The organism is Chryseobacterium sp. UNC8MFCol (genome assembly GCF_000482305.1).
GTDB classification, from domain to species: domain Bacteria; phylum Bacteroidota; class Bacteroidia; order Flavobacteriales; family Weeksellaceae; genus Chryseobacterium; species Chryseobacterium indologenes.
The window spans coordinates 131,923-156,681 of sequence record NZ_AXUZ01000016.1 but is presented as its reverse complement, the minus strand read 5'-3'; the positions used below and the strand labels follow the sequence as shown (position 1 = coordinate 156,681).

24 protein-coding genes are annotated in these 24,759 nt (G+C 36.9%); 6 read left to right on the top strand and 18 right to left on the bottom strand.

What is annotated here, in order from left to right; translation table 11 throughout:
• Nucleotides 1-7: 7 nt before the first annotated feature.
• Nucleotides 8-784 (top strand): hypothetical protein, encoded by a 777-nt coding sequence (locus M030_RS0111260; RefSeq protein ID WP_074942121.1) that lies wholly within the window; start codon nt 8-10, stop codon nt 782-784.
• Between the two features lie 78 nt (nt 785-862).
• Here M030_RS0111260 and M030_RS0111255 read toward each other — a convergent pair whose 3' ends face one another.
• The gene (locus M030_RS0111255; RefSeq protein ID WP_051585015.1) at nt 863-1,903 is read right to left on the bottom strand and encodes an NAD(P)H-dependent glycerol-3-phosphate dehydrogenase; all 1,041 of its coding nucleotides are present in this window, start codon (nt 1,901-1,903) and stop codon (nt 863-865) included.
• A gap of 223 nt (nt 1,904-2,126) precedes the next feature.
• On the opposite strand from M030_RS0111255, the gene M030_RS0111250 reads away from it, so the two are divergent.
• Entirely contained in the window at nt 2,127-3,146 is a 1,020-nt protein-coding gene (locus tag M030_RS0111250; RefSeq protein WP_027373589.1) for a peptidoglycan DD-metalloendopeptidase family protein, read from the top strand.
• A 252-nt stretch (nt 3,147-3,398) separates the two neighbouring features.
• On the opposite strand, the gene M030_RS0111245 is transcribed toward M030_RS0111250, so the two are convergent.
• The 5 genes from M030_RS0111245 to M030_RS24010 form a co-directional block, all read right to left on the bottom strand.
• Nucleotides 3,399-4,574 carry an MBL fold metallo-hydrolase gene (locus M030_RS0111245; RefSeq protein ID WP_027373588.1) on the bottom strand — a complete coding sequence of 392 codons (1,176 nt, stop codon included), beginning with the start codon at nt 4,572-4,574 and terminating at the stop codon, nt 3,399-3,401.
• A gap of 21 nt (nt 4,575-4,595) precedes the next feature.
• On the bottom strand, nt 4,596-5,249 hold the full coding sequence (locus M030_RS0111240) for an NAD(P)-dependent oxidoreductase (RefSeq protein ID WP_027373587.1): 654 nt from the start codon (nt 5,247-5,249) through the stop codon (nt 4,596-4,598).
• A 61-nt stretch (nt 5,250-5,310) separates the two neighbouring features.
• Nucleotides 5,311-5,721 carry an Rrf2 family transcriptional regulator gene (locus M030_RS0111235; protein WP_027373586.1) on the bottom strand — a complete coding sequence of 137 codons (411 nt, stop codon included), beginning with the start codon at nt 5,719-5,721 and terminating at the stop codon, nt 5,311-5,313.
• A gap of 66 nt (nt 5,722-5,787) precedes the next feature.
• Nucleotides 5,788-6,738, bottom strand: coding sequence for a hypothetical protein (locus tag M030_RS0111230; protein ID WP_027373585.1), 951 nt, complete (start codon nt 6,736-6,738; stop codon nt 5,788-5,790).
• Between the two features lie 155 nt (nt 6,739-6,893).
• Complete coding sequence (locus M030_RS24010) at nt 6,894-7,328, bottom strand: FKBP-type peptidyl-prolyl cis-trans isomerase (RefSeq protein ID WP_074942124.1); 435 nt, start codon at nt 7,326-7,328, stop codon at nt 6,894-6,896.
• 363 nt (nt 7,329-7,691) lie between these two features.
• Here M030_RS24010 and M030_RS0111220 point away from each other — a divergent pair, with 363 nt between their 5' ends.
• Complete coding sequence (locus M030_RS0111220) at nt 7,692-8,705, top strand: catalase (protein WP_027373584.1); 1,014 nt, start codon at nt 7,692-7,694, stop codon at nt 8,703-8,705.
• Between the two features lie 80 nt (nt 8,706-8,785).
• Here M030_RS0111220 and M030_RS0111215 read toward each other — a convergent pair whose 3' ends face one another.
• The 10 genes from M030_RS0111215 to M030_RS0111170 all read right to left on the bottom strand — a co-directional run bounded on the left by M030_RS0111215 (nt 8,786) and on the right by M030_RS0111170 (nt 17,703).
• A complete protein-coding gene (locus tag M030_RS0111215) occupies nt 8,786-9,199 on the bottom strand; it encodes a nuclear transport factor 2 family protein (RefSeq protein ID WP_027373583.1) in 414 nt (137 codons plus the stop codon).
• A gap of 4 nt (nt 9,200-9,203) precedes the next feature.
• A complete protein-coding gene (locus tag M030_RS0111210) occupies nt 9,204-9,731 on the bottom strand; it encodes a TetR/AcrR family transcriptional regulator (RefSeq protein WP_027373582.1) in 528 nt (175 codons plus the stop codon).
• Between the two features lie 168 nt (nt 9,732-9,899).
• Complete coding sequence (locus M030_RS0111205; protein WP_027373581.1) at nt 9,900-10,940, bottom strand: TerC/Alx family metal homeostasis membrane protein; 1,041 nt, start codon at nt 10,938-10,940, stop codon at nt 9,900-9,902.
• An 89-nt stretch (nt 10,941-11,029) separates the two neighbouring features.
• The gene (locus M030_RS0111200; RefSeq protein ID WP_027373580.1) at nt 11,030-11,638 is read right to left on the bottom strand and encodes a TerD family protein; all 609 of its coding nucleotides are present in this window, start codon (nt 11,636-11,638) and stop codon (nt 11,030-11,032) included.
• A 72-nt stretch (nt 11,639-11,710) separates the two neighbouring features.
• Nucleotides 11,711-12,568 carry a hypothetical protein gene (locus M030_RS0111195; RefSeq protein ID WP_138402244.1) on the bottom strand — a complete coding sequence of 286 codons (858 nt, stop codon included), beginning with the start codon at nt 12,566-12,568 and terminating at the stop codon, nt 11,711-11,713.
• A 106-nt stretch (nt 12,569-12,674) separates the two neighbouring features.
• Complete coding sequence (locus tag M030_RS0111190) at nt 12,675-13,850, bottom strand: toxic anion resistance protein (protein WP_027373578.1); 1,176 nt, start codon at nt 13,848-13,850, stop codon at nt 12,675-12,677.
• A gap of 2 nt (nt 13,851-13,852) precedes the next feature.
• Complete coding sequence (locus M030_RS0111185; RefSeq protein ID WP_027373577.1) at nt 13,853-14,410, bottom strand: TerD family protein; 558 nt, start codon at nt 14,408-14,410, stop codon at nt 13,853-13,855.
• Nucleotides 14,400-15,224 (bottom strand): phosphoribosyltransferase family protein, encoded by an 825-nt coding sequence (locus M030_RS0111180; protein ID WP_027373576.1) that lies wholly within the window; start codon nt 15,222-15,224, stop codon nt 14,400-14,402. Before M030_RS0111180 ends, M030_RS0111185 begins: the two co-directional genes overlap by 11 nt.
• Before the next feature lie 6 nt (nt 15,225-15,230).
• Nucleotides 15,231-15,899: an HAD family hydrolase gene (locus M030_RS0111175; RefSeq protein WP_027373575.1), complete on the bottom strand. Its 669-nt coding sequence runs from the start codon at nt 15,897-15,899 to the stop codon at nt 15,231-15,233.
• 265 nt (nt 15,900-16,164) lie between these two features.
• Entirely contained in the window at nt 16,165-17,703 is a 1,539-nt protein-coding gene (locus M030_RS0111170) for a SulP family inorganic anion transporter (protein WP_027373574.1), read from the bottom strand.
• 618 nt (nt 17,704-18,321) lie between these two features.
• Here M030_RS0111170 and M030_RS0111165 point away from each other — a divergent pair.
• The 3 genes from M030_RS0111165 to M030_RS0111155 all read left to right on the top strand — a co-directional run bounded on the left by M030_RS0111165 (nt 18,322) and on the right by M030_RS0111155 (nt 20,629).
• Nucleotides 18,322-18,753: a transposase gene (locus tag M030_RS0111165; protein WP_027373573.1), complete on the top strand. Its 432-nt coding sequence runs from the start codon at nt 18,322-18,324 to the stop codon at nt 18,751-18,753.
• Nucleotides 18,754-18,797: 44 nt separating this feature from the next.
• On the top strand, nt 18,798-19,103 hold the full coding sequence (locus M030_RS0111160; protein ID WP_227533167.1) for a helix-turn-helix domain-containing protein: 306 nt from the start codon (nt 18,798-18,800) through the stop codon (nt 19,101-19,103).
• Nucleotides 19,104-20,182: 1,079 nt separating this feature from the next.
• A complete protein-coding gene (locus M030_RS0111155; RefSeq protein WP_027373571.1) occupies nt 20,183-20,629 on the top strand; it encodes a VOC family protein in 447 nt (148 codons plus the stop codon).
• Between the two features lie 68 nt (nt 20,630-20,697).
• On the opposite strand, the gene M030_RS0111150 is transcribed toward M030_RS0111155, so the two are convergent.
• Both M030_RS0111150 and M030_RS0111145 read right to left on the bottom strand, forming a co-directional pair.
• Nucleotides 20,698-22,047: an SWIM zinc finger family protein gene (locus tag M030_RS0111150; RefSeq protein ID WP_027373570.1), complete on the bottom strand. Its 1,350-nt coding sequence runs from the start codon at nt 22,045-22,047 to the stop codon at nt 20,698-20,700.
• Between the two features lie 3 nt (nt 22,048-22,050).
• Nucleotides 22,051-24,747 carry a DUF6493 family protein gene (locus M030_RS0111145; protein ID WP_027373569.1) on the bottom strand — a complete coding sequence of 899 codons (2,697 nt, stop codon included), beginning with the start codon at nt 24,745-24,747 and terminating at the stop codon, nt 22,051-22,053.
• Nucleotides 24,748-24,759 lie beyond the last annotated feature (12 nt).

Sequence of the window (24,759 nt, the reverse complement as noted above, 5' to 3'; positions counted from 1 at the left end):
TATTACAATGAAAAATTATTTTTATATTGTTTGTCTGTTTACCATACTATTGGCCATACCCGTTAATGCTCAAGTAGGTATCAATACAAGCACCCCCAGCGCAAGCAGTGTTTTGGACATCACTTCTTCTAATAAAGGAGTACTTTTTCCTCAATATGACCTCACTGTACTCAACAGTACAGCAACTCCTATAGCCAATCCGGCAGATGGTTTGATGATTTATAATAAAGGAGGAGCTTCCACTTTTCCGAAAGGATACTATATTTGGATCAGGAACCAGTGGCAACGGGCTATTCTTTCGGGTTCTGAGCCTCAGGCGATGTCGCTGATCATTAATTCCGGTGTTTTAATTCCTACAGGAAGTACCAATAATACTTTGGCCAACTTTAGTGTAGCCGCCAATAAAATTACCGGTGCTTCACTGGGAGCAGATAATTCGACCATTACATTACCTGCCGGAACGTATATCCTTCGCTATTCTGTAGATTCAAGTAATGGAGGTAATAATAATGGAACGGCTAATACCCAATACCTTTCACAAAATTTTACGTGTACGCGCTCATACATGATCAATGCGGCGACCGGTACAAATATTACGGAGACGAACAGAATGTGTCAGTTATCAAGTTCTTTCACATTTTTCCAGGGAAGTTATTTTTTAACGTTAGCAGCACCTACTACGATCCGACAAAAATTTGAGTTTGATACAGGAAACGGATTTACGGCCAGCAACCTGAATATAAGATCCTCACTGGCTCTTATTATTACTAAAATGAGTCAATAAAAAAACTTAAGCATATGAGGAATGCTTAAGTTTCAGATATATTTTACAATAAGGTTCTCACTGCAGGACCTTATTTTTTTAATTCAGCTTTGCCGTCAGTTTTTTAAATTGCTTCTCTGCATTTTTACCTTCATATAAAATAGCATAAACAGTATCAATGATAGGTAACTTAAGATTCTTCTGCTTTGCTGTTTTATAAATCGAGTCAGCAGCATAATACCCTTCTGCCACCATATTCATGGATTGAATAGCTGATTTTACAGTGTATCCTTTTCCAATAAGGTTACCCAGGTTCCTGTTTCTTGAGAAAAGAGAATAGGCCGTTACCAAAAGATCTCCAAGGTAAGCACTTTCGTTTACATCTCTGGGAGCTTCATAAATTGCTTCGAGAAAAGTTTCCATTTCACGGATGGCATTAGACACAAAGACTGCCGTAAAGTTGTCTCCATATCCTAACCCACTGGCAATACCCGCTCCAATGGCAAAAATATTTTTAAGAATAGCACTGTATTCGTTACCTAAAATGTCCTTACTCGTATGTACTTTAATAAAATCTGAACTGAAAACATTTTCAAGCTTTTCAGCGATCTCGTCTTCTACTGTTGCAATCGTAAGATATGACAGCCTCTCCATTGCCACTTCTTCTGCATGGCAAGGACCGGCAATTACAGCCTGATTTCTGAATCCTATTTTAAATTCATCACGAAGATAATGAGCAACCACATCATTTACTCTCGGAATAATCCCTTTAATAGCTGAAACAAAAATTTTGTCTGAATAATCACACGTCATTTTATCCAACGCATCCGAAAGATAAATCGAAGGTGTTGCCAAGACAATGACATCGCAGGCAGAGACCAGCTCATTGATATCTGTCGTCAGTTTTAAACTTTTAAGGTTAAAGTGGGCAGCAGTAAGGTAGGTAGGATTATGCCCACGAAGTTCAATAGCCCCTTTTACAAACTCACTTCTTACGCACCAGTGTACTACTTTACAGTTTTCAACCAACATTTTTACGATAGCAGTAGCAAAACTTCCGCTTCCTACTACCCCAACAGAAACATCCTTTTTATTCTTTTTTGGATTCGAAGATTCTGAAATTATTTTCTTTTTAGCCATAATTGGAATGTGAACTGCAAATATATTAAACAAAGATTTAACACAGGGCTCGAAAATATGATAAAAACCATATTCTTAAAAAAATGCTATGCATACACAATTAAATATAAAATCTGACGTTAGATACAGAAAAAACTGAATTTTACTTAAGAATAATCACCAAAGATTATTTTTATGTAAATTTGCAGTCTTAAAAAAACCGTTTTACCCATACTGAAGAAATATGAAAAAATTTCTAAACAGCAAAAAGAACGTAAATATTCTTCTTGGAGGACTTTTACTAGTAGTTTTTGGCCAAGGTATCTTTATTGCCAAACTGTTTTCTGAAAAAGATGACAAGAACTATGAAGTGAACCTTGTGAAAATAAACACTGAAAAAGACAGTGTAGATTATTTAAAAATGAAAACTGATCTTACTCTGGTAGATCAGACCGTTGGTCAGCTGAATTCTTTCCTCAGATCCAAAGATATTTCTAATGAAAAGCTGATGATGCTCGACCAGGACAGTATTTCAAATTCCATTTACCTTTCCAAGCAAGCCAACCGATATAGTCAATACTTAATGGACCTTCAGAAAAAATTGATGGAGGTACCGCTGGGAATGCCTACAGACGGCTATATTTCATCAAACTTTGGGGTGAGAAAAAATCCCATTCCGTTTAAAACAGTCTACGCTTCGGTGAAATCTCATTCAACCTCAACAGCGGCAGTAGCAGCTCCACAACCGGAAGTCAAAGCTGAACCTGTTGAAAAAATTGTTGAACTAACCGACAGCTACGGAAATAAAAGGGAGGTAAAAGTAATGGTAACTCCAAAAGCTGCGCCGGTGGCTTCTGCGCCGACAGCTCCAACAACCGCTCAAACTGTTGCTACCAATGCCTCAAAAGCTGGTCCTGCTGAGAAGAACAATCCGCCTGCTGAGGCAGATCAGATGCAATTCCATAAAGGACTGGATATTGCTGTTGCTTTTGGATCTGACGTAAGAGCTGCTGCAGCCGGAACCGTAATATTTTCCGGGCAAAAGGGAGGTTATGGAAACTGTGTCATCGTTTCTCACGGAAACGGGCTAGCCACCCTTTACGGACATTTATCACAACTTGTTTCTAAAGTAAATGATAAAGTGAAAGTAGGTCAGGTAATTGCCAAATCAGGAAACTCAGGACGGTCTACAGGGCCTCACCTTCACTATGAAGTACACAAAAACAATACTCCGGTGAATCCGAAATTGTTTATGAATCTATAAAAGAAAGCTGTCCCTGATGAGGCAGCTTTTTTATGCTATTTAATTATTCTGTCGCTGATTGGGTTGATTTTGCAGATTTATATATATCTGCGGAATCCGTGGGAGATAGGTTCGACGCAGAGTTTTTATAAACCTTCCTATAATTTTAAGTAAGCTAAGGAGACAATCAGCCGGCTGATTGGATGAAGATTTAAGGTTAATCTTGAGGAGTAATTTATTCAAAAATCTCGGCTGCCAGAGGCAGCCGAGATTTTATTTTAAAATTTTAATAGTTCCTTTAGGATGTGTAAATGTCCCGTCAGGACCGGCAATATTAGAATAAACAATATTTTTATTATAATCCTGAATATGGGTTACATTAAAACCGAGATGGGGCTCATGCCAATACACCATAAAAACATTTCTGGATACTTCAACGGCTGTATATTCTACCGTATCAGTACTGTTCTTTGAACTTCCTTCCGTTCCTATAAATGTCATGGTTTTGTTGTCTTTAAAATCAAGAACAAATTTCACTGTTCCGAAATCTACTTCAACCTTTCTGCCGATAGCGGGATAAGGTGATTTTAAATCCCAATCCATTTCTCCGCGGAAGACTTTCACTCCCATTTCAAGCTCATCTTTTCCCGGAAGATTCGGATATTTTTTAACCATAAAATCTACAATCGCAGGTGTCGTCTTATTTTCTGTTACGGCTTTCCTGTAATTCTCAAGATAACTTTTCACAAAATCAAGCGATTGAGGAGCTAAGGATTGTTTTGCGAAGTGTGAAGGTATAACCTGCTGAGGATGCAGTGCTTTCATAGCATCAATTTGACCGATCCACTGATCAATAGCCTTTACATTCTGTGTATCTGCCATCCAAAGGTGCGAATCTACAGAAACAGAAATTCCTCCGGCAATTGTTTTGATTGATGGGATCCAGAGAAAACTGTGAGCAGGATCTTCAGGATTTTGTTTGATTTCAATTTTATTTCCTTCAAGATCAGGAATTGAAACTGCTGCTTCCGGAACAATTATCTCAGAAGGAGCATCCGTCTTCAACTGTGGCTTCCATACCGCCAATTTATCATCTTTTGAAGCTGAGATCAGATAGGCTGTTTGTGCTGTTGAAATAATTTTCACATTCGGGAAAGCTTTTTTAATCACATCCAGTCCAAAGTAAAAATCAGGATCACTGTGAGAGATAAAAACAGTGGTAAGGTTTTTACCCGTAGCCTTTATTTCTTTTACCAGCTGTTCTGCATATTGCTTCTGAAACTGTGCATCAACAAGTATCGCATCTTTATCTCCATAAATAATAGTAGAGGTAACGGGAAAAATCGCTTTTGTTCCCGGATTATACACCTTCACTTTCAGATTCCCTGCCCACACCAAGCTGACGAAGCTCAGTACTGTGATCAACGATAATAATTTCCTTTTTAACATTTTGTTCTTTTAGATTAAAAATTAGTAAGCTGCTGTAAAACGTTCACGGATGTGGTTGTTTTGTTCCAATTCATCAACTAAAACTACGGCTACATCTTCTACAGAAAGACGGCTTCTTCCATTGTCATCAAATACGGGAGTTTCCAGTGAAGTTCTGTATTTTCCTGTTCTTTCTCCTACGTTGGCCTGATTCATTTCTACAGCAGGGCTAAAGAAAGTCCAGTCTAGAGTGTTGTTTTCTTTGATTTTATTTAAATAGTCCCTTGCTGCGGTTGCTCCCGGTTTGTAAGCATCCGGAAAGTCCGGTGTGTCTACAATTTGAACATTATCAGGTGTATAAAGGCTGCCTGCACCACCAACAACGATTAATCTTTTTACTCCTGCTTCTTCTACGGCTTTTTCAATATTTTCAGACCCATGTAAGAAATCATTGTAAAGATTAGGATTCGTCCAACCTGCGTTGAAAGCACTGATTACAGCATCGCTACCTTTTAAAGCGCCTGCCAGTTCGTTTACATTGTTTACATCAACGCTCTTTGCGGTTACATTTTCCTGTGTTTTTACCTTCGATGCATCTCTTACCAATGCTTCAACTGTATAGCCTCTGTGAGCAAGTTCATTTACTATTTGTGTTCCTACAAATCCGGTTGCTCCGATTACTGCTACTTTTTTCATAATGTTTTATTTTTAAAAATTAAATTGTAATAAATCTTGTTACATTTACAGGTAAAAAATTTTAGTCGAACTGGTCTGTAAATTCCTGTAATGACTTATCGCCTAAAAATTGTGTTACCAATTGATCTGTTTCTTCAAATAAAGTATTTAAATGAATATTAATTTCTTTTCCCACACTACATGCCGGATTAGGATTTTGATTTTTCTTTCCTAATACTTCGGTATTTTTCACTGCTCTGTAGATCTGTGAAATAGTAATGCTTTCCGCATTTTTTGCAAGCTGGCTGCCTCCTTCTTTTCCCTGTCTGCTTACAATCAAACCTGCTTCCCTCAATACACTGATTTCTTTGCGTACAATGACCGGGTTGACATTAATGCTACCCGCCATCCATTCAGAAGTAAGCCACTCCTGAGGACTTTTTGCCAATAAGGTCATAATATGTACTGCCGTAGCAAATCTTGTATTATTCATTTCAATTACATGGCAAAGATATAACTTTTTTCAAATGTAACAAATTTTATTACAGTTAATTTTTTCTTAAAGTATTAATTTGTCTAAATCTAACAGTAAATAATTGATGTTTTGATTGATCGTTCGCGTTGCAGATTGCATCTGGTTAAGCATAGCTGCGCGGTTATGCAGGTCATCTGCCCGGTAAAATCCCCCGTCACTGAAAATTACTGACTGATCGGCAGCCGTTTTATTATCATCAAACTGGTAATGCAGCCATCTTGTTTTCATGTTACTGATGATGGAATGCTCTTCCCTGTTAGAAAACTTTTTCTCTGTATACATGTACCAGATAAATGGTGGAAAGTTCGGAGACTCCAGTTTTTCCCGCCATATGTCTCTTAAAAGATTTCTCTGATGGATAAACTCTACTTTTTTGCCTTTGGGATTGAGTGTTGCCAATCCAAACCCGGCTCCCAGGATACCTCCTCCGATGCCAATCGCATTATCCCATCCGTCGCTTTTTACAATTCCTCCAGCAATAGAGGAAGCTGCACCTGCAATGATTGAATATAAAATAAGTTTATTATTTCTTGAGGAGTTGAGGTTATCCACATAATTTCCGATCTGTGCTACCCTTTCCCCTTCACAGTCGAACTCTGCTGCTACGGCATCAAGCTCGGTTAAAGCAATGGTAATTCTGCTGTTGATTTTCGTTTTAAGCTGCAGGATTTTAACCTGAGAAGCCAAAGATGAATCTTTTTTAAGTTCAACAATTTTATGAACCTCATCAAGATTGTTCAAAGCGTTCAGAATTAAAATGCTTTGATCAGAAAACATAGTCTTCAGATCTTTATTCTTTTCTAAAATTGAATCTGAATTGTAGGATGGAAGTTTATTGCTGTAATTGTACTTGAAAGGAGCTTTACAGTAACTGTCCTTAAGGGTGAGAATATTTTGTTTAATAGCCTGATTTTTCTTGGAAACACAAGAAACCAACAGACCACAAACAATAAAAAGATAAAAAAGTTTTTTCATTCAGTCATATTTTTTGTGCCGTACAGCTGCCCATTGCAAACAGATTGATATTCAGGAACAATTGATTTTCTATTGCAATTGATCAACACTAAGATAATACAAATAAAAAAATTTACCTGATGTCAGGTAAATTTTTAATCTATTTTTAAGCTGTACTATTTAATATCCAGCAATTCTACTTCAAAGACCAATGTAGAGTTGGGGCCGATTTCTTTGCTGATCTGCTGATCTCCATATGCCAGATGCGGAGGGATGATTAATCTCCATTTGCTTCCTACAGGCATTAGCTGAAGAGCTTCCGTCCACCCTGCAATTACTCTGTTCAATGGAAAAGATGCAGGAGTTCCTCTTTTTACAGAGCTGTCGAATACCTTTCCGGAAATTGTAGTTCCGTGGTAATGGCATTTTACTGTAGATTTAGGTCCCGGTTTTGCACCGTCTCCTTCTGTGATGATTTCATATTGTAAGCCGCTTGGTAATTCAACTACCGTTTCTCTCTTACCATATTCTTCCATATATTCTTTACCATCTTTCAGGTTCTTTTCTGCCAATTCTTTTTTACGTTTAAATAACATGTCTGCTACTCCCATAATTTTATTTTTTTACAAAGATAGTGCTTTTTAGCATTAAGGTTAAATACCCAACCAACCACTGATTTTGCTTTTAAAGACCTTATTGATACCTAATATTGATATAAAAATCAATTATTTTATGTTTTACTGTATTCGTCTTGCCTGGAATTATTGATAACCCGCCGAAAATGAAAACTAAAGTTCAACATCACAAAACATTCTGAAAATCAAATTTTTAAACAATTATTAATTCCAAATATACAAGCTTTAAAATGATACCTTGAGTATTTCATATTTTCTTATCTATAAAATTCAAATAATTGTAATACTCTCTTAACACAGAATCCGAAACTTGGCGTTATAATTGAATTTAAAAACTAAATGCCAGATCCACTAAAATATAATAAGAAGTTCGACGAACTGAATGAAGAAGAAAAAGAACTCCTAGAGATTAACAAACAATCTATAGCAGATTTCGTTGAACAATCTTCCTCTATCAGTGACGTCAATTATGCTACCAGAAATGCCCATGCAAAAACCTATGCGGTGGCGAAAGGTACATTTTGGGTAGATAAAAATATCCCTGAATGGGTACAGCCGTTTTTTGATAACGAGAAGTTTGATCTTACCATCAGGTTTTCAAATGCCCAACTGAAAATTAAGAATTCCAGGAAAGATATCCCGGCTTATGGTTTTGCAATACAGATCAAGGATGAAAAAGGAGGATTACTGGCCAATTTTCCTCTGGTTAATTTTCCATTATTTCCTATTAACTCGGTTTCTACTTTTCTGAAACTTTTTACGGCCATTAACCGCTCTTACATCAAAAAAGGAAGCAGTCTGTTCTCTATTGCAGCACAGATAATCAAAATAATACCCTCAGTTGTAACGGGTAGCTTTTTCAAAAACACCCTGAAGCTTTTTCAAAAACGGAATGATTTTCTGCTGTCTTTTGATTATTATTCTGTCGGGGCTTATCGTCTCGGAGATTATATGATTAAAATTAAGCTGGAACCTCAATCTGTGGACAAGAATATCGGGAAGAAACAAAATATAAAAAAGACATTGCGGAATTATTTTCAAACGACAGATTTTACGGCAGATATTTTTATTCAATTTTGTTATGACCTCAAAGACCAGCCCATCAACAAACTGAATGTAGAATGGAAAAATTCTCCTTATCTTAAAATTGGTGAAGTGAAAATAAACAAAGATTCATTATTGGATCCGCGTATCTGCAGCAATGAGCTGCTGTCATTTAATCCATTTGAGAGCAAAGCTATTTTTCAACCTGTGGGCAAAATCCAGAAATTACGTGATGAAGCGTATAAAGTATCTGTACAGACAAGGAGAAAAATCAATAAACTCCTGCATGGAAAGGGTACGGAGTTGTAAACCTGGTGCTGTTCAGTCTACGAAATCTAAGCCATAAATATACTTTATAATCCGCCTGTGCATTCGTGGCAAAAAGCTATTTACCGGAACTTTCTGTCTTCTTCCCGGATTGCCAGATCATTGATACTTGCGTACCTTTTGGCCATCAACCCGTTTTCATCGAATTCCCAGTTTTCATTTCCATAAGCCCTGAACCAGTTCCCCTCTTTGGTTTGGTATTCATATTCGAAACGTACGGCAATACGGTTACCGGTATGAGCCCAATATTCTTTCTTAAGCTTATAATGCAGCTCTTTTTCCCATTTCTTTTGAAGAAATGCGATGATCTCTTCCCGTCCTGTCACAAAAGTATCCCGGTTTCTCCACTCACTGTTGACGGTATATGCTTTGGAAACTCTTTCAGGATCCTGACTGTTCCAGGCATCTTCTGCCAGTTGAATTTTCTCTTTAGCCGTTTCTAAGGTGAACGGCGGAAGCGGATGTTTCTGTTCCATACTATTAAGGTATTAAATGAATGACTATTTTCTTTGATTTTTCAATCAGTTCATTGGATTTAAAAAGCTGGCTCTCAATAATACTGCTTTCAAAAAGCATGTAGATATGATCGGATACTACGTCATCTTTCAACAATTTTAAAAAGTAATTCCGGAGATCTGCCTTATGAGATTGTATGACCTCCAGGATTTTAACATTGTCTGCAGGAATTTCAGATAGAATATTCAGGAAACTGCATCCCCTGAAATGCTCCTTCTCATTCATATAGATCAGGAAATCAAAAGCCTTTATTATTTGATCCTGAAGGCTTGTCGCCCGGGATGAAAAATTAATCAGCTCATTGAACCAGTATTCGTGTCTCACGTTGAGAAATTCTACACACAGATCTTCTTTAGATTTAAAATGCTGATAAAAACTCGCTTTCGCCACTTCTGCTTCTGCAATAATCTGATTAATACCTGTAGAATTATATCCCTGCCGGCTAAACAGGTCAAAAGTTGTTGCTACTATTCTCTCCTTTGGTGACGCCATATTATCTTATTGTAGAGCAAATGTAAGACAAAAATACATAATAGACAAACCTGTCTGTCTAAATAAAAAAGATAATTGCCTCTTCCAGTCTCCTGTTTCTATCCCATATTCCACAAAAAGCCCCTAAGATTGATTCTCAGGGGCTTTTTATATATTAAACAGTATATACTATTCTTCCAGCTTCTCTTTTTCTTCCTCTTTATCAGGAAACATAATAGACAGAATAACGGAAATAACCAATACTCCACCTACAATTCCTAGTGAAACCGGGGATGAGATGTGATACCAAGGGGCGATCAACATTTTAACTCCGATAAATGAAAGGATAATTGCCAGTCCATACGGAAGTTTGCTGAACATGTGAATAAAATTGGCCAATAGGAAATACAGTGATCTAAGACCTAAGATCGCAAAGATATTCGACGTATACAGGATAAACGGGTCATCCGAAATAGCAAAGATCGCAGGGATGGAATCTACAGCAAATAGAACGTCTGTGAATTCGATAACTCCCACTACTACTAAAAGTGGTGTTGCCATCTTGATTCCGTTCTGAATGGTAAAGAACTTGTCCCCATCGTAGTTATCTGAAACTTTCCAAAAGCTCTTGATCAATTTTGCTCCTGCAGTATTGCTGTAGTCTTCGTCATCGTCATCATCACCGTCACCCCATGATTTGATCCCTGCATACACAAGGAACAATCCGAACAGGGTCATTACAATGTTGATTTTTACTGCTTCTCCGAAAATATGCATTTCAGGAAGATAAGTCAGGTTGATAAGCCCTACTCCTGCAAAAATAAATATCGCTCTGAAAATCAATGCACCGATGATTCCCCAGAAAAGGACTTTGTGATGAAGAAATTTGGGCACTTTAAAAAATCCGAAGACCAGGATAAATACGAACAAGTTATCCACTGAAAGTGCTTTTTCAATCCAATAGGCCGCCTGGTATTGTGTAAATTTCTCTACAGCCAGCGCATGGCTCTCCGGGGTTCCGTCTGTATTGAAAACCCAATATACTACCCCTGAAAAAACCATAGACAACGAAATCCATACAATGGTCCAGATGGTAGCTTCTTTGGATGAAACTTCATGACTTTTTTTGTTGAATACTCCTAAATCCAGGAGCAGCATGATAACGACCGTTACCGCAAATCCCCACACCAGCCCCGGGTGCAGTTCTAAAATACTCTGATGTTTTTCCACTTGATTAATGTGTTATTATATATGATAAAAGCAATAAGTGTACAAGGTACAAATATTGCTGTTTACTTTATCTGTTGATTGATAATTGATTACAAATAATTCATCTGCACCGTCTGCACTGTCTGCTCCAGCTTCCTGTCAGCAGTAGGATCTCCGATGGCATTGAATTTCCATTCTCCGTTTCTTTTGTAGAATACTCCCATAACCATGGCAACATGTCCGCTGAAAGAAGCATCGTTCGCAATATCATATTTTGCAAAAACTTCTTTTACATTGGTAGGAGTTCCTTCGTAAATACGGATAGAAGCGAAAGGAATCGTTCCGAAATCCTGACCTCTGTAACTGTTTAGAACCATGGCAACGTGTTCTACATTAGGCTCCAGTTTGCTGAAATCTACTGTGATCACCTCGTTATCCAGTCCGTCATCTCCGTCAACATCTCCGGTAAGGTCATCTCCACTGTGTCTTACAGAACCGTTTCTTGATTTTAGGTTACCGAAATAAATTACTTCCGTTACATTTTTGTTTGAATCATATAAAATACAGCTTCCATCTAAGTCTACTGCTTCTTTTTTAGTTCCGAAAAATCCTTTTTTTTCAATTGCTCCCCAGTTGATTCCTACACAAGCCTGGGAAAGCTCAGCTCCGTTTTCTTTTTTAAGGTTAATTCTCTGACCTTTCTGTAAGTTGATAGCCATTTTTTTATGTTTTGTTGTTGTTTATTGGTTCAAAAAAGTGAAAAAGCAAAATACTATTTTACAATCTACCTTTTAGTTATTATTTAAATTTAAATTAAGCATTGCACGCAGAATATTTGTTTCTTCATTAAAGTCAAATATTTTACTCATAATATCAATATTTTCAAGGTTTCTGAGATAGTCTTTCAAAACGCCTTCTACTTCTGGCGGTACAATTCGTTTTCTTTCGTTCATACTGCTTTCGAGTTGTTCATTCTTTCTTTTCAGCTGATCGATAATGGTTGTTTGGTTCGACTGATTTTCAGAAATATCCAGTTGATCAAGATCTTTATCGAAAAGATATAATTTCCTTTCGTCTACACTGAAAACAAAATAATCATCCGACTGAAAGATTTTGAAAAGCTCATAATCATGGGTTCCGATAAGATAACCACATACAAAACGTACTTTAAAGCTTTGTATATTGAGTCTTCCCAACAGCTTTCTCTCAATAGAATAATCTTTATACTGATAAGCCGGAAAATTTCCGGTTTTCAACAGGGATTCATCTACATCTGTCCTGTAAAATTCCTGTGCATATTTCTTATGAAAATACAGGACATTATCCCAGTTGGCCGTGAAAATATCTTCTGTGAGATCTTTATACACGGTTTTCAGATGTTGTGAAAATATACCGCTATACATTTTACGGTCCGTTTCAAAACTATCGACTCTTCTTTCTTCGAAACCTGAAATATATTTATTGTTGATGTCAATTTCATTAATGACAGCCAGCATGTCGTTTTCCTTCTGCCTTTTAATTTTGGTCAGAAGTTCGATGAGACTGTCGGTATACTGCAGGTGGAAAAGCTCCAGTTTATTGTAATCCAGGGCCGTATTTTCCTGGAACAAATTGTGGATAATATCGGTTTTAATATAAATCGATATCATGTCAATATGTTCAAAAAAATTGGCGAGAAGCTTAAGCCGTGTTAATCTTCTTTTGCTCTGTGACCATATGGTTGCTGCATCATCCCCCACCTTTGCATCCTATAAATTAACCTCTGACATTTGCTTTTAATTCATGTTCCAATGTCTGAAGATCCTGATCCAGCTTTCTTCTGTTGTCTGCACCCTGTTTCTGAATCTGTTTCACTTCATTCAAGGTATTGATCAGCATTGAAGTAGTCTCCCTTAATGTTTCTACAGAAACGATAGTCTGTTCATTAGCTCTGGCAACATTGATAGAGTTCTGACCAAGGCGTTCCGCATTCTTTCTTAAGATCTCCTCTGTTGTATGGGAAACTTTCTGCTGGATTTCAATATTCTGCTGCTGTCTGTACATTGCTACAGCCAGTGACAGCTGATTTTTCCATACAGGAAGTGTCGTCGTAAGAATTGTCTGTGCTTTTTCTGCAATTGAAACATTATTATTCTGAACAAGTCTGATCTGTGGAAGTGACTGCATCATGATGACGCGCACAACTTTCAGGTCAGCCATTCTCCTGTCTAATCTTGCGATAAAATCTCTTTTGTCTGCAATCTGATAATCCTGGAAATTCTGAGGATTAGCTTCCATCTGCGCAAGCTCAACAGCAGCTCTTTCCATTCTGATATTTCCGGCGATGACAAGATCTTCAATCTGCTTAATAGAGTTCACATTGCTTTCAAAAATAGTCTGCAAAACGGCATTATCTTTTGTTGAAGTAATGATCCCTGCATTCACTTTGTAAGAGATCTGCTCGATATTGTTGATGATCTTATCATATTTTGCAAATAAGTTTTCCACCTGCGTCATTACCTTCTTCATGAAGGGTAATTTGCTTAAGAAACTTTTTACTTTATTTCCGTTAAGCTCTTCTACGTCCACATAGTTAAGCTCTACCAAAAGGTCATTGATAAGCCCTCCCACTTCACCGGAGTTTGATCTTCTAACATTTCCTAAAAAGCTGTCACTCTGATTGGTTAACGTTTTCTGAAGTTCTGCACCGAAATTCACAATAGAACCCGGATTCGCCTCATCGATGGAATTGGCGAGAACTTCATATTTCTGGCGTTCTTCAGTCTGTAGCTGAGTTAAGTTTACATTTCCCTCTCTGTCTACAAGAACTGCCGGCGCTGCATTTTGAGCAGACTGAGCCGGTGTTGGCGGAACCATGGGTGTAGGTTCAAATGTTCTGAGAGGCTCGATGGATCCAAGTGGATCTATAGGTTGATTTTCCTGATTGTCCATGATTACTTCTGATAAATTGATACAAATTTCTCAAGGCCGTCTCTCTGTCCTGCTCCTACAGCCTCAAATTTCCATTCTCCGTTTCTGTTGTAGATTCTTCCGAATTCTACTGCTGTTTCGATTGAGAAATCTTCGTCAAGTTCATACTTTAAGATTTCCTCATTCGTATCTGTATTGAAAATTCTGATAAAAGAATTTCTTACCTGTCCAAAATTCTGTCTTCTTGCATCTGCATCATGAATCGTTACCACCACAGTGATTTCTTTTACAGCAGCATCAATCTTTGTAAGATCAATTTTGATCTGCTCGTCATCTCCTGCGCCTTCCCCGGTAAGGTTATCCCCTGTGTGAACAACTGCTTTATCCGGAGATTCAAGGTTGTTATAAAAAATAAAGTGATTATCTGACACTAACTTTTTATCATCTCCCAACAAAAATAAAGATGCATCAAGATCGAAAGCAGTTCCTGTAGAAGTATTATTGATATCCCATCCTAAACCTACAGTGAATTTAGGTGCGTTGATGTTTTCTCTTTGTCCTTTTTGTAAGTTAATAGCCATAATATAATTCCGTTTGTGTTAAAGTATTGATGTTATTTTTATATTCTTTTATTAAATGATAATTGTTGCTGATGGCCAACTCCAACAGAAGATCCATCTGCTCTTTTTTTACTTTAGACGTAAGATAGTCAAAATTACTTGAATCCAGGCCTAAAATATATTTTACAATCCTTGTATTGAACTCAAAATTAGGTTTCTGCATTACTTCTGCAACATCTTTTACATCCTGTACTGCGTAATAATTGAAAAAATTTTCAATCTTCGGGTCAAGATCAAAGTTCATTAATTCTGCATAATAGATAAACATAAAGTCTGCTTCCACGTCATATTGATCCAGGATTCTGTTGACTGTATATTCATGGCTCCCGGTGATTTTGATATCGTCTATAAAAATACAAAGTTTTCCTCTCAAAAAATCCTTATCGATATAATAAGTATCATTGGCAATCAGATTTTTACGGTCTTCAAAGCTAAGATTCCCGTAATCTGTGATGTAGGTATGATTTCTGTTGATTTTTGATAAAATGCTTGATTTTTTCCCTTTTTGAAAAAGGTAAAAATCAAGATGTTTTTTGAAGAAAAAACATAAAAAGTTGGAAGCCGTAGGAATGGCCATGTATGGGCTTGGCAGCACTACAATTTCTTTATCTGTTTCTAAAAGGTTCTCATGTCCGGAAATAAATCCGTCAAATAATTCTTTTGCAAATTTTTCAGCATACGACTTATCGCCATATTTGAAATAGCTGTATTCAGCCGGTGAAAAACTAAACTCATCCGCCGAATGAATGTGGTGTAAGCTGTATCTTTTGTTCATGTTATATTAGTGTTTAAGTAAATGTGCACTGAAACCGAAGTCCTGAGCTCCTTTATAATCTGCAATGGGATTATCTCCGATGTGCAAAATTTTTTCAAGAGGCAGATCCTGATCTTTCAGTTGATTTTTCACTTCCTGAAAAATAAGGGGATTCGGTTTGGAACAGTTGATTTCATCAGAATAGATATGGAAATCAATATACTGATCGAGATTTTCATGAATCAGAAATTTTCTCATCGTCGTACCTTTGATAAATCCTGTGTTGCTCAGAATATTAATCGTCTTCCCATGACTTTTAATATTGTCAAAAACATCATGTATATTTTCAAAAATAACAACAGGCTTATATTGTAAAAACAAATCTTCACTTTTCAAATAAAATTCGTTAAGCTTTTCTTTGTTTAAAAGTTTTACATCCACTTCCAGAGCTCCCAGAATCATCAGATATATTTCAAAAGTATCTATATTTCCTCCTGTGATCTCATTGATCGTATTGCAAAGATCATCATAATATTTTACGGTTTTTGCAACTTCATCCATAGGTTTGTTAACCTCAAAAAATGAGGAGAACAGCTCAACTCTTTTTGCTTTAAATTCGGGATGAGATTTGATTAGAGTGAGCCACAAGTCAAAGGAAAAATGACAGTGGTTGTGAATGTCGATATCTGTTTTCAATATGTTTCAGTTAATAGTTTTATGTAGCTTTTGTTGAAAAAGATTTACTCATATTTTTCCATCAAAAAGTGTTTAATTTTCTATTCTTCCCAAAGATAAAATTTTTATCATAAATGCATTACTTTAGTTTTCTGTTTTAAGATATTTTATGATTTAAAAAGAGAATACAAAGACAAAAAATAAGGACCGTAAAATGATACGATCCCATTCTTATGCAATATTTATACGTGAATTATTACTTAAAGCGATTCACTTTGATCTTTCCTTATCTTTCCGGCATGACCTTATACGTCGGGTCTTCCTGAATATTCACTTCTACTACGGCTTCTGCATTCTTCAGCATTTTCCGGCAATCTTCACTCAGGTGGCGCAGATAGACGGTTTTATTCATTTGTTTGTAACGCTTTGATAATTTATCCAAAGCATCAATCGCACTCATATCCACAATCCGGCTTTCTTTAAAATCAACAACAATTTCCTCGGGATCATTCATCGGATCAAACTTATCGGCAAATGCTGTAACTGAACCAAAGAATAAAGGCCCGGATATTTCATAATGTTTAATTCCATGTTCATCGGTATGTTTTTTAGCCCGGATTCTTTTGGCGTTATCCCACGCAAAAACCAATGCGGAAATAATAACCCCGATCAAAACGGCCAATGCAAGATTGTGCAGGATAACCGTAATCAACGCCACGGTAATTCCGATAAATATATCAGATTTCGGCATCTTATTAACAATTCTGATGGACACCCATTGAAATGTACTGATTGCCACCATCATCATCACTCCTACCAAAGCAGCCATGGGAATCTTTTCTATAACGGGAGCACCAAACAGGATGATCATTAAAATCATCAGCGAAGCAATAATACCAGAAAATCTGGCTCTGGATCCTGCGTTAAGATTGACCAGGGTTTGTGCTACCATCGCACAACCTCCCATTCCGCCAAAAAAACCATTGGTCACATTGGCAAGCCCCTGTGCTATAGATTCTTTATTGGTGTTTCCTTTTGAATTGGTAATTTCATCTACCATGGACAAGGTCAGAAGAGATTCTATAAGACCAACTCCGGCCATAATCATCGCATAAGGAAAAATAATCTGTAAAGTTTCCAATGAAAAAGGTACCTGAGGGATATGGAAAACGGGAAGACTCCCGCTGATATGAGCAATATCCGCTACTGTTTTTGTATTGATATGGAAACCTAAAACGATCGCAAAGACCACCATAATAGCAATCAGTGAAGCCGGAACTGCTTTTGTGAGCTTCGGAAAAAAGTAGACAATGGCAATCGTAAGCGCTGTTAATGCACCCATAATGTATAGAGAGGTTCCTTGCAGCCAACTTGTAGCCCCGGTACTATCGGTAATTTTAAATTGCTCAATCTGTGCCATAAAAATAATAATGGCCAAACCGTTCAGAAAACCATACATTACCGGTTGCGGTATTAGTCTCACGAATTTACCCAGTTTAAAAATTCCTACAAGCATCTGGAGAATCCCTGCCAGAGCTACTGTGGCAAAAAGATATTCTATTCCATGAGATTGTATCAGCGCAATGAGCACAACGATGGTAGCTCCTGCTCCTCCTGAAACCATTCCCGGTCGTCCCCCAAAAACAGCTGTGACCAGCCCCATCATAAATGCGGCATAAAGTCCTGTAAGTGGTGATAGCCCTGCCAGAATAGCAAATGAAAGAGATTCCGGAATCATCGTCATGGCTACGGTAAAACCTGCCAGCAATTCATTTTTGTAGTTTATTTTTTTGGGGAAATCGGATAAGGTAATCGTATTTTTCATTGAGCTACAAAGGTATACACTTACACAGTTCTATACAATTTTTTTATTTTCACTTTTTTTTAAAAATAATTTCAACTTATCAAAATAATTCACACATCCGCTTACATAATATGTTAATTTTAATTAAAATTTGATTATAAACCCACTTTTTTGTAAATATTCATATTCCGCTTTTAATTTTTGTTTAAATTTGAAACTCATTAAGCAGATTATTTATTGCGAATTAAAAAAAACAAAGCATAATCTACTGGTTGTCAACACATACAGCCCGGCAATAAATCACCGTTTAAAAAATAGAATTGCATGACAGAACTTTAATAGGTAATATATTATTTACACAAATGGTAAGAAAAAAGAAGTTTGAAGGAGAAGAAAGTTATGAACCCATTACAATAATAAGGAATATATTTCCATGTATTAAAGCAACAATGAATACATCTTTTTTAAGAAGTTAAGTTATCCCGGAAATTTCATTTTTTATTAAAGTATTCTATGATTCCTGAATAATTTTCACTTTTCGCAATTTCAAAAAAAATTGAATTATGTCCTACAATACATAATGATATACTACCTTTTTAGTTTCGTTGCATTAGTTTAATAAAAGATAATATTCAATAAATGTTATATAAAGAGATCCATATAGGAAAGTTTATTAAGGAGAGGGTTGATGAAAATGAAGTACCAATGGAGAGGATATGTAAATTCCTGGGTAAAGATGAAGAATCTGTTGAAAAGATGTACAACAGCGCGTCACTGGATGCTGATCTTCTTCTAAGGTGGAGCAAATTATTGGAATATGATTTTTTCAGGCTCTATAGTTCACATTTAATTTTATATGCTCCTCCGGCAGCCGTTCATAAAAATCAACAGAAATCTGAAAAAATTCCTTATTTCAGAAAGAACATTTACACTCAGGAAATTAAGGATTTTATTATGAAGAGAATTCTGTCCGGAGAAATGACTCAAAGTGATGTCATCAAGGAATACTCGATTCCTAAAAGCACCCTTCACAGGTGGCTTCAAAAGACAGATAATACCAACAACGGATAAACACCATATGCATGCGGCCCAATTATAAAAAGATTTATCAGGATATGCTGAAAATGGAGTATCCTGATAAATTAAAAGATCCAAAAATAAAAGAACTTTTAGAAAAACTTTCTACTACAGAAGATGTTTTAAAGTTTAATGATAAACTTTTTAAGCCTTCCAAAGAAAATCAAAAGCTTAAAACATATGATAAAAAGACAATGCTTAAGTTGCTTCAATATCAAAAAAAGCATGGTCATTCTACAAGCTATATGTCTAAAAAATACAAAATAAGCAGAACGACCCTAGCAAAATGGAGAGCAATGTTTGAAGAAGAGCTAGAAAATACAACAAAAAATGCCGGTCAATAAATACCGGCATTTTTTTGTAAAGGTAATAATAAGAAAAAAACGGGGCTCACGTTAGCCGGAGTCGAACCGGATAGCCTTGCCGTAAAGATCGGCTACGCTATTCCTCCCCAATTGAGTACGATGGATTTCTTCCTAACGACACTTTATTTTTTAAAAAAGAGGCCGGAGGCGGAAAGAATGGACGTTGTAATGGTCTTCAGGAATTACCCTTCCCACCGGTAGAAAATTATGTTACAAAGATGATTTCCATTTTCCCGCTTCCGGCTTCCATATATCTTAAACCAAGGCAATCACTGAATATGTAATGTCGTGCTCTACCCCACTGAGCTACTCTTCCTGTGACACTTGTGTCTTTTTGGTGGAAGAGACGGGACTCGAACCCGTGTCCCCGTCGTGATGATCGAAGTAACACTATTCTACGGCACTTGTTTATTTTTTTAACCAAGGTAATAAGGCCAGAATCGTTCGTGCATTTGCTCTACCTGCTGAGCTACTTCTCCTTTTCGAGGGAAAAGGTAGGATTCGAACCTGCGACCCAATGTTTACTCAATCCGAAGTATGATTCTGAGACGACACCTGATTATGTTTTTCTATGCTAATCAATATATTTAAATAATAAAGAGGCAAGCTGTGAAAAGACTTTTACAGATCACTTTCATGATCTTTCTGGAGTCGAACCAATATCATAAGATTTACCGAAGTAAGCCTTTTCTACGGCACTCTTTTATACAATCAGGGCAATAGTGGCGGAATCTTTCATAGTTCAATACTACTTTATTCTCTTTTCTTAAAAAATTAAATTTCATGAGTTACTGTTTTTTGTTAAACATTAGGAAGATCACTTCCTCTCTGATTTCTGATGCAAAGTAAAAACGTTATTGCGCAATCTTTTTGCGTAATTAATTTTTATGTGATTTTTTTTTAGCTGTATTGTTATTCTCGAATATGGAGAAGGCTTAGCATAGTACGAACAGATATCAATTCATAAAATTCTTCTATGATTGATTTTCATGAAAGAAATCGGTATTATCAGGCTTTTGGATTCATGTTTTCTAGTTTTGTATCCATAAATTAAAGCTATGATTAAAGGACTATATGAAACACATGTTCAGGTAAGTAATTTGGAAAACGCAATTCAGTTTTACACGGACGTATTGGGATTAACATTGGCTCATAGGGATGAAACGAGACCCATTGCTTTTTTATGGATTGGTGAAAAAAAAGAGTTTATGCTCGGATTGTGGGAACAAAAGGAAAATCTTCAGACCAGACATTTCGCATTTACAAGTACTAAGGAAGATATTCTGAATTATTCGGTAGATTTTCTTACAAACAAATCTTTACAACCTTATAATTTTCTGAAAGACGGATCTGTACAGCCCATGGTGTTTGCATGGATGCCTGCACTGGCTATTTATTTTAATGATCCGGATGGTAACCAGCTCGAGTTTATCTCAATATTGGAAGGAGAAGGTAAACCGGAACTTGGGGTATTACCTTATAAAGACTGGATGAATCTTCAATAAATTTTCGGGATAAGTCCTGACAATAATACTAAGATTCCGGCAAGCCCTCTGGGCTTGCCGGAATCATTCTAATGTACTACATTTATTACTTTTTTCACAGCCAGAACGTGTTTACAGGGACCTCTTTCTCCCTGATATTTGCTAAACCATTCACAGGTGCAGCGTTCTTTTTCTTCTTCAATAATTACAGTGTGGTGTACCCCCGTTCCTTCTACCCTGGCTTCCGTTCGTTCTTCTGTATTATTCAGAATATCTACTTTCCCTTCATTGATCAGCTTTTCCGCATTTTTCATACGAGGATTTAATTCTATAATACGGTTTAGTTTAAAAGGTAATCTGCGGTAGAAAAACTCACGATCATCAAGGTCATACCCTAATAATCCCATTGCAGCAAGTCTTCCGGTAAGGTTATCAACCTTTGTCAAACTGATGTTTTCCTCTAATAACAACATTGCCGTACTGAAAGATTGATTTGCATAGGCATATTTATCAACAGCATCGATCCATTCATCTGAAACCTCTTCTATCAGATTATCCAGAAGCGCCCCTTCACCCGAAAAGCCACGCCAGCATTCTCTTGATAAAGAAAAAATAAACCTTATATTTCCCATACGTAGCTGCCAGGTAGTAGAGCGCATATTAGGATGTGCAAAAACCTGCATGCTATCAATATAGGGAAGCAAAGGTTCCAGCAGGCGGAGACGATGAAGCCCTCCGATGCATATGGCATCTGCGGATTTCACAGGCGAGAACATCGGTTTGTTTCCTCTTAAGATAAGATAATAATCAGATTTTACTATTCCTTTTGGCATCCCCCTGAAGAGCTGTTGTGTCTGAATTTTATTAAAAGTGTAGCGTTCTTCAGATTCTGATAAATATATCTGAACAGTTCCTAATCCTTTGATCCATTTTACAGGCAAGGGTACTTTTCTTTCTACTACCTTTTTTTCTTCTTTATAGAGTCCAACTTCTTTGGCACCAACTGACAGCATTATTTTTTCATTGGGGCGAATACTTCCCAAAGCCGTTATCATTCCTTGATTAAAATCTACGTTTGTAGTTCCGTTTTCCAGAAACTCCCCGTCTAACCCATCAGGCAAAACATCCACTCTTGCATATACTCCTGCACAATGGGAAAATCCTTCAAAACGGAGTTTCTCATTTCCTACAGTTACAATAGGATCTTTCAGCAAAGCCATCTGAAATGACGAAAGATTGAAACTGGACTTCACAATATTGGAAAGGCTAATCAGACACCTTGCCAGGATAAAGGGTTGATGTACATTTCCCCAGAAAAAACAGGGAACATCAGTATTTTTCCGCACCTCACTATATTGAGCAAGAAACAGTTCTTCCAGAGCATTTTTCTTTACGACTGATGATGAACCGGAATAATTGTAAATAAGCGTATCTTCCATAATTTATTTTTTGAGAAGAAGATTGCAGATTTTTTTCAGACTAGAGTTTTCTTTCCAGTTGTTTAGTTTTTCTTTAATTGCAAGATCAGCTTCCGACTGGTTCAAAGCTAATACTTCATGATACACCTCCAGAAGTTTTTTCAAATTGGTCACTGGCTTTTCCATTTGAAGCACAATATAGGTGATTAATTTTTCCAGCGCAATATTATGATTTTTACTTACATTCAGCATATGATTCTGCATAAGATCCGTCAATCTTTTTACAGGTGCCCATTCCAGCTTTTCATGCAATCCGATTACTTTACCTAAGCGTGTATTATCTATCATCTGATGAGAAACATGTTCCAGCCAGATTTCGGCTGCTGTTCCGCGGATTGTTTTATCACCGTCAAGAAAGATTGTTCCCAGAAACAGGTATCCCATTTCATCCAAAGGTTTTTTGATTTGATAGAGGGCTTGGGTTGTATTTAAAACCAGGTTTCTTTCATAGACTTCGGCAATTCCGGAATAGAAAAGACAATGTTTGATGACTTTAGCCAAAGCATTTCCCGGAGTATTAGGAAAGCACCACATCAAAGCAGGGATTTCGGAAAGTTCTTTCTGATCTGCAACAAAATATTCCATAAACAAAGGATTTTTCCTTTTTTCAAGATGATATTTTGGAATGGTAATACTTAATTCGACAGGGTAATATGTATTTTTTTTGTTATCAATTGTTTTCCACTGGTAAGCTCCAGTAAAGAATTCTGAAGGAATATTACTATATCCGAAATGACTGAATTCTTCAAAAACAGTTTGTGGCGATCGTGTAAATCCGGCAGTCATCCACCAGGAAGGATGCTCAAATTTTCCTTTTGGCTTATCATTTTTGCCAAAGAAGAAAAGCAAGAGTTCTTTATATTCACCTTGCAGTTTTTTCTCAACCATCTTTAAGGCCTCCGCTGTATCATCCAATGCGCAACGTTGTAATGCCAGCTGGAAGTCAAGATGATCGGGTTCCCTGTTATTATCCTGATAAATTATAAGCCTTTCTACTAAGCCAACGGGAGAAATCCAGCAGGGAGCATGTGTAATGGTAAACAACAACGGCATCGTATCCTGCAGTTTTATCTTCTGATGGATGCATATTGCAAATTCTTTAAAAGCTTTTGCAGCATAACCCTCTACACCCACTTTTTCTACAGGTCCCAATTTTTTATTATAATTCGAATAGCTTTCTCTTGCAGCCTCATCTTCCTTCGTTTTCTGATATATTTTTTCAAGATTTTTAAGCTGCACGGGATACTTTTCCAATAAACCTAGTCCGTAATTAATAATCAGGTTGCACAATAAAACATTCAGATAAGGGACTTCCCATTTGGAAATCGTCTTACAGGCTTTCAGGAATACCGGCTCGATCAACTTCACAGATTCTGTATCAACCTCACCTGAAAAACGGATAAATCCTGCCAATGCCACATCACAATGATAGCTGTAGGGATCGTCGATGGCCAGTGGAAGGAAAAACATCAAATCCTCGAAGCTTGAAAGTTCTCTGAGCTTATTTTCTTCGTTAATCAAAAATAGTTTTTCCGAAGATATAGCTTCCAGTTCCAGTTGTTTTTCTTCTATATATTTTGCTAAAACAGGGCGTACATTGGTGAGAATATTATCTGCATAATGTGAGAGTGCCTCTTTTATATTTTCCGATACCGGAATATATTTCACTATGATTTTTGCTGCTTTTGACTGTATACCGTCATCTTTGCTTACAAATGCAGTGCTCAGAGCAATGCCCAGCATTTCGGGGTCCAGCCTCTTATGCTGGAAAATCTTTTCCGTTAACGTTAAACTTGAAACCACTACTGTTTTCACTTCTGAACTTAAAAGGTTGGGAAGGTAATGTGAAAATTCATCACTTTTAAAGGCAGGAGCGGCCACTATTTTTTTCAAATGAGTCAGTATGGTATTGCTGGCTTTTGATTGTACGGATGCCAGCCCTGCCAGAAGCTCATCCTGCAGATCAACCAATTCCTGATCTGTAGGTTTCAGGGCAGTAAATGCATCCATAAACCAACCGGTCACATTTTTATTAAAATTTCTGTTGGCAGCCAACAGGCATTCTCTTAAAAATCTTTTTCGGTCAATTTTTTGTTCTGCTATAAGCTTTTGAACGATGGGAAACCATTCTTTACGGAACGGTAATGATTTTGAAGGAAATTCACACAGATACCAGAAATGCGTTGTAAGAGTCTCGGGATGCTGATCAAGATCAGTAGGATAATTGCTAAGATGATGACCCAGCAATTCAGGATTTGGCTGTATATAGCCTTTCTCTGACCATCTTAAAATATGCTGGTAATTAAATGCTGTAAATTCAGCATCGATGGATTCATTGATAAAATCGGAGAACCAGCTGGGACATCCCCATTTCAGTATTTCTTCCGTCTGTTGTATATTCCGGAAAACACTCCAATAATTTTTACCAAAGTTTTTCTGATCCATACATAAAAATGATGCAATATCGATAATTGAATGCTGGTTGGCAGATCCTGCAGTATGATAAGAATTCTTGGTCATTACGATCTTGCTGATCTCACGATCCATTTTTTTTATCGTGGGGATCAGTGTTTTTCTTTCGTCCTCTGTGAGTTCTTGAAGAAAAGGGACTATCTCATGTATTTTTTCCTCATTAAGGATTTCATAAAGTCTTTCTTTCATTTGTTTTAATTT

Bases quoted from the DNA above. Each gene is read 5' to 3' on its own strand.
- M030_RS0111260 (WP_074942121.1), top strand. From the start codon at position 8: ATGAAAAATTATTTTTATATTGTTTGTCTGTTTACCATACTATTGGCC.
- M030_RS0111255 (WP_051585015.1), bottom strand. From the start codon at position 1,903: ATGGCTAAAAAGAAAATAATTTCAGAATCTTCGAATCCAAAAAAGAAT.
- M030_RS0111250 (WP_027373589.1), top strand. From the start codon at position 2,127: ATGAAAAAATTTCTAAACAGCAAAAAGAACGTAAATATTCTTCTTGGA.
- M030_RS0111245 (WP_027373588.1), bottom strand. From the start codon at position 4,574: ATGTTAAAAAGGAAATTATTATCGTTGATCACAGTACTGAGCTTCGTC.
- M030_RS0111240 (WP_027373587.1), bottom strand. From the start codon at position 5,249: ATGAAAAAAGTAGCAGTAATCGGAGCAACCGGATTTGTAGGAACACAA.
- M030_RS0111235 (WP_027373586.1), bottom strand. From the start codon at position 5,721: ATGAATAATACAAGATTTGCTACGGCAGTACATATTATGACCTTATTG.
- M030_RS0111230 (WP_027373585.1), bottom strand. From the start codon at position 6,738: ATGAAAAAACTTTTTTATCTTTTTATTGTTTGTGGTCTGTTGGTTTCT.
- M030_RS24010 (WP_074942124.1), bottom strand. From the start codon at position 7,328: ATGGGAGTAGCAGACATGTTATTTAAACGTAAAAAAGAATTGGCAGAA.
- M030_RS0111220 (WP_027373584.1), top strand. From the start codon at position 7,692: ATGCCAGATCCACTAAAATATAATAAGAAGTTCGACGAACTGAATGAA.
- M030_RS0111215 (WP_027373583.1), bottom strand. From the start codon at position 9,199: ATGGAACAGAAACATCCGCTTCCGCCGTTCACCTTAGAAACGGCTAAA.
- M030_RS0111210 (WP_027373582.1), bottom strand. From the start codon at position 9,731: ATGGCGTCACCAAAGGAGAGAATAGTAGCAACAACTTTTGACCTGTTT.
- M030_RS0111200 (WP_027373580.1), bottom strand. From the start codon at position 11,638: ATGGCTATCAACTTACAGAAAGGTCAGAGAATTAACCTTAAAAAAGAA.
- M030_RS0111195 (WP_138402244.1), bottom strand. From the start codon at position 12,568: ATGATATCGATTTATATTAAAACCGATATTATCCACAATTTGTTCCAG.
- M030_RS0111190 (WP_027373578.1), bottom strand. From the start codon at position 13,850: ATGGACAATCAGGAAAATCAACCTATAGATCCACTTGGATCCATCGAG.
- M030_RS0111185 (WP_027373577.1), bottom strand. From the start codon at position 14,410: ATGGCTATTAACTTACAAAAAGGACAAAGAGAAAACATCAACGCACCT.
- M030_RS0111180 (WP_027373576.1), bottom strand. From the start codon at position 15,224: ATGAACAAAAGATACAGCTTACACCACATTCATTCGGCGGATGAGTTT.
- M030_RS0111170 (WP_027373574.1), bottom strand. From the start codon at position 17,703: ATGAAAAATACGATTACCTTATCCGATTTCCCCAAAAAAATAAACTAC.
- M030_RS0111165 (WP_027373573.1), top strand. From the start codon at position 18,322: ATGTTATATAAAGAGATCCATATAGGAAAGTTTATTAAGGAGAGGGTT.
- M030_RS0111160 (WP_227533167.1), top strand. From the start codon at position 18,798: ATGCTGAAAATGGAGTATCCTGATAAATTAAAAGATCCAAAAATAAAA.
- M030_RS0111155 (WP_027373571.1), top strand. From the start codon at position 20,183: ATGATTAAAGGACTATATGAAACACATGTTCAGGTAAGTAATTTGGAA.
- M030_RS0111150 (WP_027373570.1), bottom strand. From the start codon at position 22,047: ATGGAAGATACGCTTATTTACAATTATTCCGGTTCATCATCAGTCGTA.
- M030_RS0111145 (WP_027373569.1), bottom strand. From the start codon at position 24,747: ATGAAAGAAAGACTTTATGAAATCCTTAATGAGGAAAAAATACATGAG.